Genomic DNA, 15175 nt, shown 5'->3' on the forward strand with positions numbered 1-15175 from the left:
AATATATGGAAGTCTCTACCAGACGCTTTGAATGTATTGCATTCGGCATGTCACGCTAAAGCCTCGCCGCCAAAGCGGTCAATGTTAGGCTGTCCAAACGTATGCCTCGTGCTGCCCAACCAAGCGCGAGGCCAGCGCATCCGCTTGCACCGAAACCAACACCAGGGGCGGCTCCTCTGCCCGCATCCTCGACCGCCGCCACTCAACAAAATTTGTCGGCCGCCCGTGCTCGTCGGCTTCGACTAACGGTGCATGAACTCCCCGGTCAATAGCCAAGCGGCATGAAGCAGCTGGCGAAGACACCGCGACGGCGATGCTCGAGAAACCAACTTATATACCAATGGCATCAGATGCCCCAACAGCAACCATCCCGTATGCTGCTCGACCAACTCCATCGCGAGATTACGTGGCACACGCCTTGCTTCGCCCATAGCGGAAGCTCGGGGACCTTGGGAGGACGATATGCTTGGAATTGGAAGTAAGTTGCCGTCGTTCGAAATCACAGGCGTAAAGCCTGGCTTTCACGCGCCACAGGAAGACGGACAGAGCGCATTCGAAACTTTGACCGAAGACAGCTTTTCCGGGAAATGGAAGATCATCTTCTTCTATCCGAAGGATTTCACCTTCGTCTGCCCGACCGAAATCGCCGAGTTTGCCCGGCTATCCAAGGATTTTGCCGACCGCGACGCGATCGTATTAGGTGGTTCGACCGACAACGAGTTCTGCAAGCTCGCTTGGCGCCGCTCACACCAGGACCTGAAAAATCTGCCGATCTGGCAATTTGCCGATACCACAGGAGCGCTGGTCGATGGCCTTGGCGTGCGTTCGCCAGAGGGCGTCGCTTACCGATATACCTTTATCGCTGATCCTGACAACACCATCCAACACGTCTATGCGACCAATCTCAATGTCGGCCGCAGCCCCAAGGACACGCTTCGCGTTTTGGACGCACTGCAGACCGACGAACTCTGCCCGTGCAACCGCGAGATCGGCGGCGAAACTCTGGACGTTGCTTGAGGCAGCATGTCGTCAATCGAGCAGTTGAAGGAACAGATCCCCGACTTCGCGAAGGACATCAGGCTCAACCTGATGTCGATGATCGCCGACGAGACGCTGTCGCCGCAGCGCCAGTATGGGCTATTGTTGGCGAGCGCGATAGCCACCCGTAATCGGAACGTGATCGCCGCAATGGAATCGGCTGCCGCCGCCGCGATGACCCCAGTCGCGATCGCGGCAGCAAGATCCGCAGCTTCCGTGATGGCGATGAACAACGTCTATTACCGCTTCGTCCACCTCGCCACCAACCCGGAGTACAAGACGATGCCGGCACGGCTGCGCATGAACGTAATCAGCAATCCCGGCGTGGACAAGTCAGATTTCGAACTGTGGTCCTTGGCGGTGTCGGCCATAAACGGCTGCGGCGCCTGTATTGACGCCCATGAGAAGACACTGCGTACGGCAGGCGTCAGCGCCGAAACAATCCAGACTGCGGCGCGTTTTGCCGCCATCGTACAGTCGGTCGCAGTTGCGATCGAAGCGGCCGGGGATGATGCCGCGCCGACGACGGAGTGATCTATCCTCTCTGCCGGTTCTTTGCATTCGGGATGAGAACCTCACGCGAGCCGCCCGCTTGCGGAAGGTTCTCACCCCAAGCACATCCCTTCCCGTATGTCGTGTTTCGGCGCAATTGTCGGGCGGCGAACTGAAGCTGCGGAGGGATCTCTCAATCAACGGCCATCACAGGCCTGTCGCTCGGCCGTCCTCCGCAAAATCCAATATCGCCTCACGCCCCCCGATTAGCCTCATTCAATAGCGCCAGCGGTTCTGTCGATGACAAGACAGTATCGCAGTCGATACCAGTCAACGCTGATCGCGATCTGTCCCTGCTTGTAATCCCCATCGTATTCACATACGCCGAAGGCTTCGAACCTCGGCTACGGCAATGGTTCGCTCCGCGGCGCAGCAAATTCGGCGTGGCAGGCGTCACGTGCCGAACCGCTCACGGCGTGATCGAATTCGTCAGTCGAGGGTGAGGGCAGGATCCGTAAGCGGTGCTCGCGCCGAGTCTGCCCCACCCCCACGTTGTGAGCAGGGGCAAAATCGCTAGGGCGGATTGGTCGTCCAAGAGAACACTGAAGATGGCGCCCCCCTCCATCATCTTGGCGGTGTGTATCGGCACGCCAAGAGGACGGAGCCGCTGTGCCCGCAAACGGCCAGGGTATTGGCGGCCCATCCTCTATCCGCTCAATTTGTTCTGTCCGTTGTTTAGTGCATTATTGTCTTTCTGCACTCCGGGTCGCATAAGCAAAAAAAGGTTTGGCATACCCAAGCCATCTCCGGGCTGGCGCTGCAAGGATCTGACGCACCGGCGACCGGCGTATTGGTGTCGACCGGTGCCGTGGCCTCAGCCACGATATTCGGCACCGTCGCTGCAAGCGCGATGGCGGTCGCAGTCACAAACAACATTTTTTTCATTCGCGCGTCACTTCCTTAGATTGGCCCCCGCCGTCACTACCTAACAGCAGCAACGCGAAATGCAAATCTCACGTTACGTCAGGTTTTTAGCTCACAGATTGTTACCAGGGGGCGCCACAGCAGGTCCCGATGGCGTGTCAGGCTTGGCTTTCGATCGCGTTCGCCGATCTGGATCTCGGCCATTGAAAGCCGGACTGCGGCCGCCGCTGGTTGAGCCGCGCAAATTTGCAGCACTCTGTGATTGCTCTGATGTCGTTGTTGAGAAACGTCTTCCGCCGCTATCTGGCTGGAAGAACTATGGGACCGTGCGTTGAGCAAAATGGATCGCAGGTAACAAGGATTTTCTGCCACCCTGGTCTCGCGACGGCCTTACTGCCTTTCGGATATGAGTGAGACGCGAACTAAAGTCGTGGCGGGATCGTCTTGCTCAAAGGCGGTCGGACCGCGATCTTTCGCCACTCACCCAAACTTGAATAACACGCCATATCCACCTCGCGGATAGCTCCACTCGATGTCGCTGGTTGGCCCGGCAATGATGCGGCAGGTGCCACACTCTATGCAACCGTCGACGGTGACCTCGACCTGTCCCTTGTCGTTGAGCTCGTAGCAACGCGCGGGACAAGCTTTTAACAGTGCAAGGAGCTGCGGCGAAGGCGTCGCGTGCGCGCGAACCTTGACGTGGGGCCGGCCGACGTCGACTAGATAGCGATTGTAGTACAGTTTGTCCTCGACGCGCATTGAGGGTAGCTCGGCATTCATGTGTTAGCTTCCTTTTTTCGGATCGACTTTGTTTGTTCGACTGACTTTGCTCAGCGCCATGCGCGAGCGAAGCGGAATGCATCACCGAACAGACCTGCCCACGACCGCGCTTTTACAAAGGATTTCAATGTCATCTTCTCCTTCTCGGCCTTCGGCATACCGTCGACACGCACGAAGTTCTGCATCGCCCTTGAGAGCAGTTGCGGGTAGGTAAGGAAGAAGTTTTGCGAATTGGTGTGCATCAGCGTTGGCAAATCCTTATACTTCTTCAGATCCTTGATAACGAAGGAATCATCCAACATCTTCTTGTAGAGCGACAGATTTTTCGCGGTCATGCGATCGCCGCGCGATTTCAGCTGGAAGATTGCTTCGGCGGCGATGCGGCCTGAAGTCATCGCAAGATTGGATCCTTCGCGATGAATGGCATTGTTGAGCTGGGCGGCGTCGCCGACCACGACCCAGCCCTCGCCATAGAGCTGCGGGATCGCATTGAAGCCGCCTTCGGGAATGAGGTGCGCGGCATATTCCTTCACCTCGGAGCCTTCGATCAGCGGGGCGACCGAGGGATGCCGCTTGAAGCGGTCGAGCAAGCCATAGGGCGTCTCGCCGGTGCGCTGGAAATCGGCGACGAGGCAGCCGATGCCGAGCGAGATGCACTCCTTGTTGGCGTAGATGAAGCCCATGCCGGTCATGCCGCGGGAGATGGTGCCGGCGGCCTCGATCACCATGCCTTCGTCGCCCCTGAGATTGAAGCGAGCCTCGATCGTCTCGCGCGGCAAGAAGTGCATTTCCTTCACCGCCAATGCCACCTTGTCGGGCTCCGGCCGCCGGCGAAGGCCCGCACGCGTCCCAAGCAGGCCAATAACCCCTTCGGCCAGCACCACGACGTCAGCATGTATCTCGCCGTCGCGGCGATCTGTACGAACGCCAATCACTCTTCCATGGTCGTCTCGTGCCAGGTCGGTGGCTGTCGTCTCGCATAATACGGTCGCGCCAGCCTCCCGCACTTTTGACGAGAACCATTTATCGAACTGCGCGCGGATGATGGTATAGCGGTTCGGCTTCTCCTCGTTGAAGTCGTCGGAGCGGTAGTGCAGGCCGGTGTGCGAGCGGTCGTCCATCATCCAGAAGCGCTGCTCGACCAGATGTCGCTCCAGCGGCGCGTCCTCGCGGAAATCGGGGATCAGCTTCTCCAGCATGTCGGCATAGAGGATCGCACCCTGCACGTTCTTCGACCCGGGATATTCGCCACGCTCGAGCTGAAGGATCTTCATGCCGCGCTTGGCCATGGTCAGTGCCGCCGCGTTGCCTGCCATCCCGGCGCCGACGACAATTGCATCAAACCTCTCATCGATCATGACAATCTCCTAGCCCGCGATCCGGGCGCGCGATTGCGGCAAGAGCCGCGCTCGGAATGCAGCCGTCAGCGCCGGCAACAACTGCAGGGCGTCGGTGACGATGCCCATATGCGCGAAGTCGAAGATCGGCGCGTTCCTGTCGGTGTTGATGGCGACGATCAGGTCGGCACCTTCGACGCCGACGCGGTGCTGGATCGCGCCGGAAATGCCGGCGGCGATATAGAGCTTCGGCCGGATCGTCTTGCCGGTCTGGCCGATCTGCCGGTCGGATGTGACCCAGCCTTTCTGCACCAGCGGCCGCGAGCAGCCATACTCGGCGCCGAGGGCCGTTGCGAGCTCTCGCACCAGGTGGAAGTTGTCCTGCGATCCCAGCCCCAAGCCGCCGGCGACCACGACATCGGCATAGGCAAGATTGGACGTTTCGGAATCGCGGTCCGGAATGAATGACAGCACCTTGGTGACGATATCGTCCTCAATGAGACCAAGCGGGTGGATAATGATCCGGGACGCATCGCGCTCGACGCGATCCGGCATCGGCATCACGCGCGGACGGACCGTTGCCATCTGCGGCCGGTAGTTCAGCGTGTAGATCGTGCAGAGCAGCGAGCCGCCAAAGGTCGGACGCGTGGCCGCAAGCGAACCATCAGCGTCGACATCGAGCTCAGTGCAGTCGGCGGTCAGGCCCGTCAGAAGCGTCGTCGCGACAGATCCCGCCAGGTCGCGACCGAGCGTGGTGGCGCCGAGCAGCAGGATCTCTGGCTTGTAGGCGTTGACCAGCTCTGTCAGTGCCTTGGTATATGATTCATTGCGATACTCCGACAGAATGTTGTCGGCCACGAGATAGCTCAGATCCGCGCCATAGCAGAACGATTCAAGCGCGGCATTGCGCGTCGCCTCTCCCTCCGGACCGATTACAATTGCAGCGAGATCGACCTTGAGCTTGTCGGCGAGCTTGCGACCGGCGCCCATCAATTCCCAGGAGACGGGGTGAACCTGGCCACGCTCCTGCTCGATGAAGACCCAGACGTGCTTGTAGGCCTTGAAGTGCTCCGGCAATTCTCTTTTGGCTGCGGCACGGCCGCCCACGGCCGGCCTGGCAGCTTTGGTGACGTTGCTCATAGCTATGAATCCCCTCAGAACCAGCGCCGCGCCACAGCATCGCGCTCTAGCTTCGATTGCTCCTTGAAGATGGGTTGATTAGTGCCGGAGCGGCTTCGCGACTGCCGCCCCCGGCTTCGCCTTCCCGGCGTGGCCCCGGCGCAAAAATGAGCGCTCGCCGATGGCCGGTTGCCGCACAGGTCACGTTTCGACAGGTCTTGTTTGAAGATGTCCTTGGCTCCAGCATTCTCCGCGCTCCATATCGCGGCCGGCGCCCGGACCGGCCTCACCGCGTCGGCCGTACCGGCGCGGCCAGCTCGGCTTATCGCTTCCAGCACCGTTGACCAGGCAGGTTCGATTTGTGTGCAACACTCGCGCGCGGCGTTCGACGTGGCGCTAGGCGCTGATTGTGGCGAGCGCGGCACTCTTGCCGCCGAACCTGTCATGTAATTCGTACGCGTCTTCCAGCGCAAAGAAATCCGACACCAGCATGACGATATGTCCTCCTGACACATGAGGCCGACGGTCATGGGGTGTTGGAAGATCAGCGCGAACTCGTTGACCTGCTTGATGCAGACGTCAGTATGCATGCCTTCTCCAGATGCTCGCTTGGATGCTTGGGTTAGCTTCGGATCGCCATCTCCGGTCAATCCCTGACCTCAATCGTATCGAACGCGATTCCGAACGCCGCTCGCGTGAGCATGAGCCATGAAATGATCGCGGCGCTGGGAATGAGCAGCAAAGGCGACGTCATTGTTCTTCCTCCAAATCTCATCTGGAACAAGGGTCGGCAGGGCGTCGTCAACGACAGACGTAGCAGCAGAACAGCAAGTGTCGTACCAGTCCCGGCGCCATCGAAAATCGACTGTCAAAGCAATGGCTTGGTGTGATCTGGTGGAGATTCAACACACGACACTTCCGACGTGGTCGCGAATCCAACAACGCCGCTTTGCGCAATGGCGCAGCGAGTTGAGCTAAATGAAGACGAAGGCCCGCCTGGGCGCCGTAACAACAACGTGGCGCGGAACAAACCGAGGCGGCGACGCAGCTACTTCATCAGGACACTCAATGGCACGAAGGCGGCGGGCCTCCTGGGGTCTGTGTTCTTGGGCTCTGCGACCGCATCCTTCAAAACCTTGAATACTCTCTGGTCGATTGGGGAGGACACCACGAAATCGGCATAGGCCTGCTCCAGAATCGCCTTGCACCGTGCCTTGATCTCTGGTTCCGAAACGCCGACGAATTGTTCCTTGGCGAGATGTTGCCCCATGCGCCCCAAGATATGCAGGCGTGCGACGTGGAGAATCTTGGAGTCGTAGTCGACGCCAAGAAGCGAAAAAAACTCCTCTGCTGAGGCGGCCGCGTTGAGCCGCTCCATGATACCGCTCGCCGGTGTGTCGCTCATCGAAAACTCTCCCTTCGCTCAAGCCCCCGGCGTCCAGCCGGGAACTGGTACAGCCGCACCATCCCAGCGCACTTTTAACCTCGCAGAGCCCAACGTATCGCCCAACCAACGCTTCAGAAAACGCGGAGCGGCCGAGCAGCTCCGCATCGCGCCAATTGGACGCTGGCAACGGCCGGTGGGCGCAATGCCGGACATGACCTCACGCGCGATGGCTCAATGAGCGTTCACAGATGTCGCGCCAAATCGCCACCAATGTCTCGCGCTCGACCGGCAGCTTGTTCTCAACGGCATATTTCCGCGCCCGCGACAGAATCTGTCTTGCCTCATCAGGGCTGGCGGCAAGCTGCAATTCGCCGAGCAGCGTTGTGATAGCCGAAAGTCCAGAATGTTTGCCGATCACAAAACGGTTGGATCTGCCTAGCAAATGCGGGTCAAGCCACTGATAGGTGCGTTGATCCTTCAACAGACCGTCGACATGAATGCCGGATTCGTGGGTGAATACGTGCTCACCGACGATCGCCTTGTTCAGAGGAATCGCACGAGCGGCCGCCGCCGCGACCACCGCAGCGACGTTCTCGAGCTCCGACAGTATGATGCTGGTCTGCCGTCCGTAGAGTTGTTTCAGCGCGACTGCAACCTCCTCCAGCGGCGCGTTGCCCGCCCGTTCGCCGAGACCGATCACGGTGACGGAGGCATGGGTCGCGCCGGCCTTGATTGCGGCAAGCGTATTGGCGGTCGCGAGGCCCAGATCGTCGTGACCGTGGAATTCGAGCTCGAGATCGGTGGTCGAACGCAGATGTCCGACCAACGCGCAAGTTGAATCTGGATCAAGGACGCTGAGCGTATCGGCAATGCGAAAGCGCCGCGCACCTGCCGCCTTTGCAGTTGCGACCAGCGTGATGAGAAACTCGATATCCGCGCGGGAAGAGTCCTCGCCGCCGACAGCGACCTTAAGCCCACGCTCACAGGCGTAGCCAACCACTCGCTTCATTCGCTCCAGCGCTAATTCGCGGTTGCCGCCAATCTTGGCCGCGATCTGCACGTCGGAGGCGGGGATCGATATGTTGACCATGGATACCTCGGCCTCGATCGCCGCATCGACATCGGCCTCTCGCATCCGGCACCAGCCAATGGTGGTGAGCGGGAGACCCGCTTCGACGATGCCGCGGATGGCAGCGATCTCCTCACTGCCCATGGCGGGCGTCCCGGCCTCGACTTCGGTGACCCCCGCCCTCGCCAGCGAACGCGCTATCGCCAGCTTTTCGTCGGCCGTGAACGCAACGCCAGGAGCCTGCTCGCCGTCGCGCAATGTCGTGTCGTTGAGCACGATCGGTTTGGTCGTGGCCAATTCGGACCACGACGGTTTGGCGACGGTTGCGACGGTAGCGATCACGCGAATCTCCTGGCTGGGTTTGACCACGGAGTGCTCCAGCAACCGGCATGCCACACCGGCAATGACATCAACCGATTGGCAGATATTTTTCGTCCCAATTGGATTGTCGCAAATGCGACAGGGTTGCAGAGCGCACGCGTCAAAATTGACTTTCTGCCCTGCCGAGCTCTCGTTCATCTCGGCTTTCGTTACAAATGGACAGTGGGATCTCCGCGAACAAGCCTGCGCTCGCTTGCAGCCTATCTGCGACAAAGCCCGTCAGGACAAAGCCCACCAGAATTAAGCGATTCGGCCCGCTCGCCCGCTCATTGCGAAGCCTATGGAAAGATGACCGACGACGCCCGGCTCAGATGGGCCAGTCGCCGGCGACGATCTGGCTCTCCGCCTGCAACAGAACATCACGCCGGCGCTCAGCCATCCGGCTCTCGCCGCTTTCATCGCCAAAGCAGACGTCGAAATCGTTACATTGGGTGCACACCGGCGTCGTACACATCACGAGGCCCTCGTCCTCGCATAGCGTGCGATAGAAGAACCGCTTCCATCGCATATTGTTGATATTGCACGCCGCGAGCGGCGCGAAATGGCGACTTAGAAGCCGAGAGAGTTCGGCTCGGTTGCGCAATCCGAGGTCTTCCCATAAGTGGTCCGGCTCAATGGCGCGGCGCGCGATCATTGCAGCCAGCCAGCGGCCAATATCCCCTTCCGTTGACCGTCGCGAGAGCAAGAGATCACGCACCATTGCGACCTCGTCGGTCACATTGGGCTCAAAACACGCGGCCGACTGTTCGATTTTGATCTCAATCGACGGGAAGTACTGTTTCAACAGCGCTGCAACTTCATGAGCTGCGAGGCCAGCTTTCTCGGGAAGTGGGCCATCGTCCATCGAGGCCGCTGCCAGAATAGATGCCAGCACGTGGCGATCGAAGTCGCTGTCGGCAACTATCTCGGCGTCCGCGGGGGACACTCCAGTGAGCAAGTGGTAGGTTGCAATACCTTTATGCACGCCTTCGCGCGCGGCGGTCGCACCGCCAATTAATGGCGGACGCAACTTCGCTTCAAACATGTGGTCCTTTCTATCGCAGGTCCAAATATGCTACGCCTGCCGCATCCCATCCTGGTGAGACGTCTTTCGTCGGAATGCCGGTCTCCCGGGATGGGGGGGAAATAGGGGAGACCGGCACCCGCTCGCGCGCCCTTGCGAGGCCACGAGTCGCCACCTTTACGAGGCCGCGAGCTCGGCAGCGGTCTTGCCGACGACGGTCTCGTCGACCGGCTTCATGATGCCGTGCTCCATCAGCATATCCTCGAGCTCGTCCATCGTGATCGGGGTCGGGATGATACCCTTGCCGCCGTTGTTGTGGATCTTGGATGCAAGGTTGCGATAATGATCGGCCTGCTGAGAGTCCGGCGCATACTCCAGCACCGTCATGCGGCGCAGTTCCGCATGCTGGACGATGTTGTCGCGCGGCACGAAGTAGATCAGCTGGGTTCCGAGCTTCTTCGCCAGCGCGTCCGCCAGCTCCAGCTCCTTGTCGGTCTGACGCTCGTTGCAGACCAGGCCGCCGAGACGAACGCCGCCGGAATTGGCGTATTTCAGAATGCCCTTGGAGATGTTGTTGGCGGCGTACATCGCCATCATCTCGCCGGACATCACGATGTAGATCTCCTGCGCCTTGTTCTCGCGGATCGGCATCGCGAAGCCGCCGCAGACGACGTCGCCGAGCACGTCGTAGGACACGTAGTCGATGTCCTCATAGGCGCCGTTCTCTTCCAGGAAGTTGATCGAGGTGATGACGCCGCGGCCGGCGCAGCCGACGCCCGGCTCCGGCCCACCGGACTCGACGCAGCGAATGTCCCTGTAGCCGACCTTCATGACGTCCTCGATCTCGAGGTCCTCGACACTGCCGGCGTTGGCTGCCAGACTTAAGATCGTGTCCTGCGCCTTGGCGTGCAGGATCAGGCGGGTCGAGTCCGCCTTGGGATCGCAGCCGACGATCAGGATCCTGTGACCCATCTCGGCAAGCGCTGCGAGCGTGTTCTGCGACGTCGTCGATTTTCCGATACCACCCTTGCCGTAAAATGCGATTTGCCTCAGTGAAGACATGTTGCTCTCCATCAACCGATTGGCCAACATTGCGCGCTGCTCTGCGCGCGATTGTTTCTTTCTCAGAAACGGGGTCCACGGGTTCAAGGGAAGGAGCGCATCGCTCGTCTTGCGCGTCTGCGTGCACTCAGCCCTCACTCAGTGTTGCGTCCCCCCTATAGCAACAGCCGTGCCAGCACTCGTCCGCGCTTGTTAAGGGTCTGAATACGTTTTGCAAACTCACCCGCCGACTGAGGATCCCTGCTTATCCGGCGGCAGATCCACGCTGTTTTTTACCTGACAGGACTTAAGCCACCCTGTCGGAAACCGAACAGGCCTCTCAAATGTCAGATGGGTCAAGGCCGGGTTATCGCGGGTTATTTCGATGCGTTCAAGCGTGGAACGGGAATTGCCAATCGACCTTTGCGATGGACCGTTGGCGGTGGAATGCGACAATGCGGCTCGAGAGCGAAATGTTAGGCGGGATGGCCAAGCGGCCGATGTGCCTGATCGATGACAACATCGCCCACTCGGCCCTGCGGTGCATCTCCCATGATCGGATCGAGGCGCACCAACCTGCAACGCCGGAAAAGGCTGTTGGCCAAGGCATCGATTGGCCGGTACCGGATGTGGTGCCGTTCGGCCACTGGGAACAGCCGGCGCTGGTCGGCGAAATGGCGGACCAATGTCCTGGCGCTGGAATCCCGATCGTCTGCGACGCATCAGGCGGGGCCACGACGGCCGGCCGCATCACGGCTGCCGCCCCTGCCGTGCACGGCAGGCCACCGAGCTTGGCAACAGTTCGCAAAAATGTCGATGTTCGCGGCTGCGGCGGCATCGCACCGATCGTTCAGCCAGGCGCGCTCGAATAGGTGCACCATGGCAACGATCATCTTCTATCAAAAGCCCGGTTGCGCCACCAACGCCAGACAAATCAACGCACTGACGGCCGCAGGGCATCACGTGATTGCCAAGGACATCTTGAAAGAGCCGTGGCGTACGGAGGAACTGCGCTCGTTCTTCGGACATACCCCGGTCGTGTCCTGGTTCAACCCCTCCGCGCCGCGCATCAAGTCGGGCGAAGTCAATCCCGGCGCGATCGATGCGGCGGGCGCAATTGAGCTGATGCGCGGCGATCCACTTTTGATCCGACGCCCCCTGATCGACGCCGACGGCGCAAGATGCGCGGGATTTGATCGTGAGCCTGTGCCGTCGCTGCTTGGGCGGACCGCGCAAGATGATCTCGACGGATGCTCGCGCGAGGGAACGTTCATGGACTGTCCGTCCGAGTGAGAAGTTGCACAACTAAGGCCATGCGGGGAGACAAGACGACGCTCCCTCTCTTCGTTCTTTCGGGCGCGCGACGAGCAACGCGCGCTTTGAGAATAAGATGAGAGGTCTATCCACCGATGCAGTCGGTAGAGGGTTCCACGGGGTGGCTCTTTCCATTGCGCAAAAGCGCACTTTCCGCGCATGCGGCAGGACATGGCCGGAGCGATGCGATCTTGAGAAACTTCAACCGCGCATGACCGACGTGACTTAGCGACTTAATTACGTCGATGGCCAACCCGATTTGATCCGCATCAAATCCATCGCCATCCCAATCATGTGACAGAGGGTCCGCGTGACTATCCACGCGAATTTTGGAATGGAGACTTTAATGAGAGCAAGAACAATTCTGACGAAGGCGACCCTGCTCGTGCTTGCGGCGATGTTCGACGGAGCTGCCATGTCGTCGGTACAGGCCGCAGACCTCGCACCGGCGCGGGTCTACGCTAGACCTCCACTGGTCGAACCCTTCAATCCGTGGATGATCCGCCTGCGCGTGCTCGGCGTATTGCCGGATTCCGAAGGCAGCTCGGTCAATGTCGGCGCCGTACCGTCTCTGTCATCACCGAATTCCGGCCTCTCGATCAGCGATCGGGTCGTACCGGAGCTTGACATCACCTATTTCTTCACCCCCAACATCTCCGCTGAACTCATTCTCGCCGTGACCAGACATCAGATCAGCGGCACTGGCGCGCTGAGTGGGCTTGATATCGGCAAGATCTCGCTGTTGCCGCCGACGCTGACCCTTCAATACCACTTCACCGATTTCGGCCCGTTCAAGCCGTATATCGGCGCCGGCATCAACTACACTGCGTTCTTTCACCAATCCGCGGCCAAGACGCCGTTCGCCGGCCTCGCGGTGACGGATTTGCATGTCAACAACACAGTTAGCCCCGCGGTTCAATTCGGCTTCGACTACATGCTCGATCGTCATTGGGGCTTGAACTTTGACGTGAAGAAGCTGTGGTTGCGGTCGGATTATTCGGCGACCGTAAACGGCGCGATCCCCGTCACGGGCCGTGCCAATATCGACCCGTGGCTGGTCAGCGGCGGCGTCACATATAAGTTCTGACGAACGAGCACGCCCTGCACATGTAAGGGCCGGTTTGCCAAGGCGAGGGATCGAGCGAGGTGACGCCTCGGGTAAAGGTCATCACACCTAGTGCCGGGAGCCGGGCCCGGCGCTGCATCCCTTGGCTATCGTGCCGTCACCACTTCCTGCCTGAAGGCATCGACCGCGGCGCGGGTCAGCCGAAATACGCCACGGCCGCCAGCCAGCGGACGATAGGCATGGCTGGCACGCGCATTGAGGACATCAAACCACTGGTGCGGCGTGAGCTTCGCCGGCCGCGCGCTGATCTGGACCACAGTCCCGTTCGGAGCGAAGCGGACGTGAATGATGACGTGCTGCGAGTCCATCAGTTTCCTTTTTTTGAGTTTTAGAATCTGCGCCGAGGCCGAGGAGCTCGATCGTCATGTACTGGCTTCGAGGACTATGGCTTTTGGCGTCAAGCCGCGACGAGGCGCGGTCGTCTACCCTGGTATCGAGTGTCTGATCTTCTCCGCTGGTGACTTACGAGAGTCGTTTGCGGCTTTCCGAGACGAATAGCTGGCAGACGCTTTTTAGGGTCTGTCCCCGCGTTCAAAACAGTGCTCTTCTCGCCACAGCACCGTCGCAAGTGATGTGCCACCTGGTGAGCGCAATCGTCTTGCGCAAGAGCAAGCAGTCACTATGGCCATTCAATCTCCCTTTGGGTGCATGGGACGATGAATGTTCAATAGATCGCAGCGCCAGCGCCGACGTTGATCGACGCATCCTTTATCGTCTCCACGATGAATTCGATCTGGTTGCTCGTGAGATGGGTGTGAAACGGCAGCGCGACGGCGCGATCGGCGATCTTCTCCGTGACCAAGAACTCGCCACGCCGATAGCCGAGTTCAACGTATTGGCGCTGCAAATGCAATGGATGGCAATAAGCGGCGGCTTCGATCTGCTCCAGGCGCAGATCATCGATAATGGCATCGCGGCCGGATCGCGTGAAGCGAGTCCCGAGATGGACGAGATAGAGGAAAAAGTTTACCTCGGTCACATCGGGGCCGATATAGGGCGGCTTGATGCCCTCAAATGATTGCATATGCGCATTGTACAGCTGCTCGATCAGCCGGCGTCGCTCCAAGATGTCACCGAGGCGCATTAGCTGCGCAAGTCCCAATGCTGCTGTGAGATCGCTCATGCCGGCTTGGTAAGGTGCCACGCTGCCGACGACAACGGACGAACGCTCATCCAGCCGGTGCGCGCGATGCCGACGCAAGCCAACGACCACCTCTATATCGTCGCTCACCACCATGCCGCCTTCGCCACAGCTTAAGGCCAGCGGCTGGGCAAAGTCGAACACCGCGATATCGCCGAAACTACCGACGAGTTCGCCCTTGTATCTTGATCCGATCGCCTCGGTGGAATCCTCCAAAAGCGGCAGCTGATGGCGCTGCGCGATCGCGCGCAGTTCCGACCATGGCGCCGGGTGACCGTTGGGATTGCCGGCGATGATCGCTGCTGTGCTGGAGGTGATACGCTCTTCCACCTTCGCCGGAGTTAATGCGCCGGACCAATAGTCGACGTCGGCAAATACCGCCCGTGCGCCCGCAAGACGGATGGCATGGACTGTTTCACGCATCGAATAGGGCGATGCGACCACCTCCTGTCCGGGGCCGATGCCAAGTGCTTTCAAGGCAATCAGAAGCCCAAGCGTGCCGCTCGGGACGGCAACGGCATATTTGCGGCCAAGATAGCTGGCGAAAGCTTGCTCGAATGCCTCGGTGACCGGCCCATTGGAAATTCGCGGCGAACAGAGCAGCGTTTCCACGGCCGAGAGTTCCGCGAAGGTGATATCGGGGTCGGAGAGCGAGATGAAGGATTGATCCGCCACCGCCACGCGCGTGGCCGCGTTGTGATCCCTTGCTAGTCCAACGCCCATCACCGCCCAGCATTCCTTTTGGCCAGCACTATGCCGATTGCCCGCGCCGGGTCAGCCGTAATCTGCATGCAGTGGTCGGATCCATCGACCAGATGCAGGTCAAAACTCGGAAAACGGCGGAACGGCTGCTCCGTCACGTCGGACGCATCACAGCGTACGCAGGCGAGCTGCGGAAAGCGGCGCCGCAGTTCAACGACCGGGCCTGTATCGGCCTCAGCCGCCGCAATTAGCCGTTCGATTTCGATCAGTTCGTCAGGGCCGAGCGCCATTATGGCTCCGATAACAGGTCCGAAACGGGCA

General features: G+C 59.9%; 16 protein-coding genes. 5 read left to right on the plus strand and 11 right to left on the minus strand.

Annotation, left to right across the window (positions count from 1 at the left end; translation table 11 throughout):
- The first annotated feature begins 462 nt into the window (after positions 1-462).
- A complete protein-coding gene (locus RX327_RS32785) occupies positions 463-1017 on the plus strand; it encodes a peroxiredoxin (RefSeq protein ID WP_283088347.1) in 555 nt (184 codons plus the stop codon).
- Positions 1018-1023: 6 nt separating this feature from the next.
- Entirely contained in the window at positions 1024-1572 is a 549-nt protein-coding gene (locus RX327_RS32790; RefSeq protein WP_317248332.1) for a carboxymuconolactone decarboxylase family protein, read from the plus strand.
- A gap of 1362 nt (positions 1573-2934) precedes the next feature.
- Here RX327_RS32790 and RX327_RS32795 read toward each other — a convergent pair.
- From RX327_RS32795 to nifH, 8 genes are all read right to left on the minus strand, one after another.
- Positions 2935-3234: a ferredoxin family protein gene (locus tag RX327_RS32795; protein ID WP_317248333.1), complete on the minus strand. Its 300-nt coding sequence runs from the start codon at positions 3232-3234 to the stop codon at positions 2935-2937.
- 50 nt (positions 3235-3284) lie between these two features.
- Positions 3285-4592: an FAD-dependent oxidoreductase gene (locus RX327_RS32800; protein WP_317248334.1), complete on the minus strand. Its 1308-nt coding sequence runs from the start codon at positions 4590-4592 to the stop codon at positions 3285-3287.
- 9 nt (positions 4593-4601) lie between these two features.
- Positions 4602-5711, minus strand: coding sequence for an electron transfer flavoprotein subunit alpha/FixB family protein (locus RX327_RS32805; protein ID WP_317248335.1), 1110 nt, complete (start codon positions 5709-5711; stop codon positions 4602-4604).
- Positions 5712-5725: 14 nt separating this feature from the next.
- A complete protein-coding gene (locus RX327_RS32810; protein ID WP_317248336.1) occupies positions 5726-6280 on the minus strand; it encodes a hypothetical protein in 555 nt (184 codons plus the stop codon).
- Positions 6281-6738: 458 nt separating this feature from the next.
- Positions 6739-7095: a nitrogenase stabilizing/protective protein NifW gene (nifW, locus tag RX327_RS32815; RefSeq protein WP_317248337.1), complete on the minus strand. Its 357-nt coding sequence runs from the start codon at positions 7093-7095 to the stop codon at positions 6739-6741.
- Positions 7096-7294: 199 nt separating this feature from the next.
- Positions 7295-8665, minus strand: coding sequence for a homocitrate synthase (gene nifV, locus RX327_RS32820; RefSeq protein ID WP_317248338.1), 1371 nt, complete (start codon positions 8663-8665; stop codon positions 7295-7297).
- A 169-nt stretch (positions 8666-8834) separates the two neighbouring features.
- Positions 8835-9551 carry a nitrogen fixation protein NifQ gene (locus tag RX327_RS32825; RefSeq protein WP_283088356.1) on the minus strand — a complete coding sequence of 239 codons (717 nt, stop codon included), beginning with the start codon at positions 9549-9551 and terminating at the stop codon, positions 8835-8837.
- Between the two features lie 156 nt (positions 9552-9707).
- Entirely contained in the window at positions 9708-10592 is an 885-nt protein-coding gene (gene nifH / locus RX327_RS32830; protein WP_317248340.1) for a nitrogenase iron protein, read from the minus strand.
- 434 nt (positions 10593-11026) lie between these two features.
- Here nifH and RX327_RS32835 point away from each other — a divergent pair, with 434 nt between their 5' ends.
- From RX327_RS32835 to RX327_RS32845, 3 genes are all read left to right on the plus strand, one after another.
- Positions 11027-11443 (plus strand): hypothetical protein, encoded by a 417-nt coding sequence (locus tag RX327_RS32835; protein WP_317248342.1) that lies wholly within the window; start codon positions 11027-11029, stop codon positions 11441-11443.
- A 7-nt stretch (positions 11444-11450) separates the two neighbouring features.
- Positions 11451-11864, plus strand: a complete 414-nt coding sequence (locus RX327_RS32840) for an arsenate reductase family protein (RefSeq protein ID WP_317248343.1) — start codon at positions 11451-11453, stop codon at positions 11862-11864.
- A gap of 355 nt (positions 11865-12219) precedes the next feature.
- Positions 12220-12972 (plus strand): OmpW/AlkL family protein, encoded by a 753-nt coding sequence (locus RX327_RS32845; RefSeq protein ID WP_410712214.1) that lies wholly within the window; start codon positions 12220-12222, stop codon positions 12970-12972.
- A 125-nt stretch (positions 12973-13097) separates the two neighbouring features.
- Here the strand turns inward: RX327_RS32845 and RX327_RS32850 are convergent, their stop codons facing one another.
- The 3 genes from RX327_RS32850 to RX327_RS32860 form a co-directional block, all read right to left on the minus strand.
- Positions 13098-13319, minus strand: coding sequence for a hypothetical protein (locus RX327_RS32850; RefSeq protein ID WP_317248344.1), 222 nt, complete (start codon positions 13317-13319; stop codon positions 13098-13100).
- Between the two features lie 356 nt (positions 13320-13675).
- Positions 13676-14875 (minus strand): DegT/DnrJ/EryC1/StrS family aminotransferase, encoded by a 1200-nt coding sequence (locus RX327_RS32855; protein ID WP_317251377.1) that lies wholly within the window; start codon positions 14873-14875, stop codon positions 13676-13678.
- Positions 14875-15144 carry a DUF6129 family protein gene (locus tag RX327_RS32860; protein WP_074124719.1) on the minus strand — a complete coding sequence of 90 codons (270 nt, stop codon included), beginning with the start codon at positions 15142-15144 and terminating at the stop codon, positions 14875-14877. The genes RX327_RS32855 and RX327_RS32860 overlap by 1 nt, the downstream gene beginning before the upstream one ends.
- Positions 15145-15175 lie beyond the last annotated feature (31 nt).

Source organism: Bradyrhizobium sp. BEA-2-5, assembly GCF_032918025.1.
Taxonomy (GTDB): domain Bacteria; phylum Pseudomonadota; class Alphaproteobacteria; order Rhizobiales; family Xanthobacteraceae; genus Bradyrhizobium; species Bradyrhizobium pachyrhizi.

What these genes read in the sequence shown, in the direction of transcription:
- RX327_RS32855 (WP_317251377.1), bottom strand. Translation starts at nt 14,875, where the DNA reads ATGGGCGTTGGACTAGCAAGGGATCACAACGCGGCCACGCGCGTGGCG.
- RX327_RS32795 (WP_317248333.1), bottom strand. Translation starts at nt 3,234, where the DNA reads ATGAATGCCGAGCTACCCTCAATGCGCGTCGAGGACAAACTGTACTAC.
- nifH (WP_317248340.1), bottom strand. Translation starts at nt 10,592, where the DNA reads ATGTCTTCACTGAGGCAAATCGCATTTTACGGCAAGGGTGGTATCGGA.
- RX327_RS32840 (WP_317248343.1), top strand. Translation starts at nt 11,451, where the DNA reads ATGGCAACGATCATCTTCTATCAAAAGCCCGGTTGCGCCACCAACGCC.
- RX327_RS32805 (WP_317248335.1), bottom strand. Translation starts at nt 5,711, where the DNA reads ATGAGCAACGTCACCAAAGCTGCCAGGCCGGCCGTGGGCGGCCGTGCC.
- nifW (WP_317248337.1), bottom strand. Translation starts at nt 7,095, where the DNA reads ATGAGCGACACACCGGCGAGCGGTATCATGGAGCGGCTCAACGCGGCC.
- RX327_RS32845 (WP_410712214.1), top strand. Translation starts at nt 12,220, where the DNA reads ATGGAGACTTTAATGAGAGCAAGAACAATTCTGACGAAGGCGACCCTG.
- RX327_RS32810 (WP_317248336.1), bottom strand. Translation starts at nt 6,280, where the DNA reads ATGCATACTGACGTCTGCATCAAGCAGGTCAACGAGTTCGCGCTGATC.
- RX327_RS32785 (WP_283088347.1), top strand. Translation starts at nt 463, where the DNA reads ATGCTTGGAATTGGAAGTAAGTTGCCGTCGTTCGAAATCACAGGCGTA.
- nifV (WP_317248338.1), bottom strand. Translation starts at nt 8,665, where the DNA reads ATGAACGAGAGCTCGGCAGGGCAGAAAGTCAATTTTGACGCGTGCGCT.
- RX327_RS32850 (WP_317248344.1), bottom strand. Translation starts at nt 13,319, where the DNA reads ATGGACTCGCAGCACGTCATCATTCACGTCCGCTTCGCTCCGAACGGG.
- RX327_RS32860 (WP_074124719.1), bottom strand. Translation starts at nt 15,144, where the DNA reads ATGGCGCTCGGCCCTGACGAACTGATCGAAATCGAACGGCTAATTGCG.
- RX327_RS32825 (WP_283088356.1), bottom strand. Translation starts at nt 9,551, where the DNA reads ATGTTTGAAGCGAAGTTGCGTCCGCCATTAATTGGCGGTGCGACCGCC.
- RX327_RS32835 (WP_317248342.1), top strand. Translation starts at nt 11,027, where the DNA reads ATGCGGCTCGAGAGCGAAATGTTAGGCGGGATGGCCAAGCGGCCGATG.
- RX327_RS32790 (WP_317248332.1), top strand. Translation starts at nt 1,024, where the DNA reads ATGTCGTCAATCGAGCAGTTGAAGGAACAGATCCCCGACTTCGCGAAG.
- RX327_RS32800 (WP_317248334.1), bottom strand. Translation starts at nt 4,592, where the DNA reads ATGATCGATGAGAGGTTTGATGCAATTGTCGTCGGCGCCGGGATGGCA.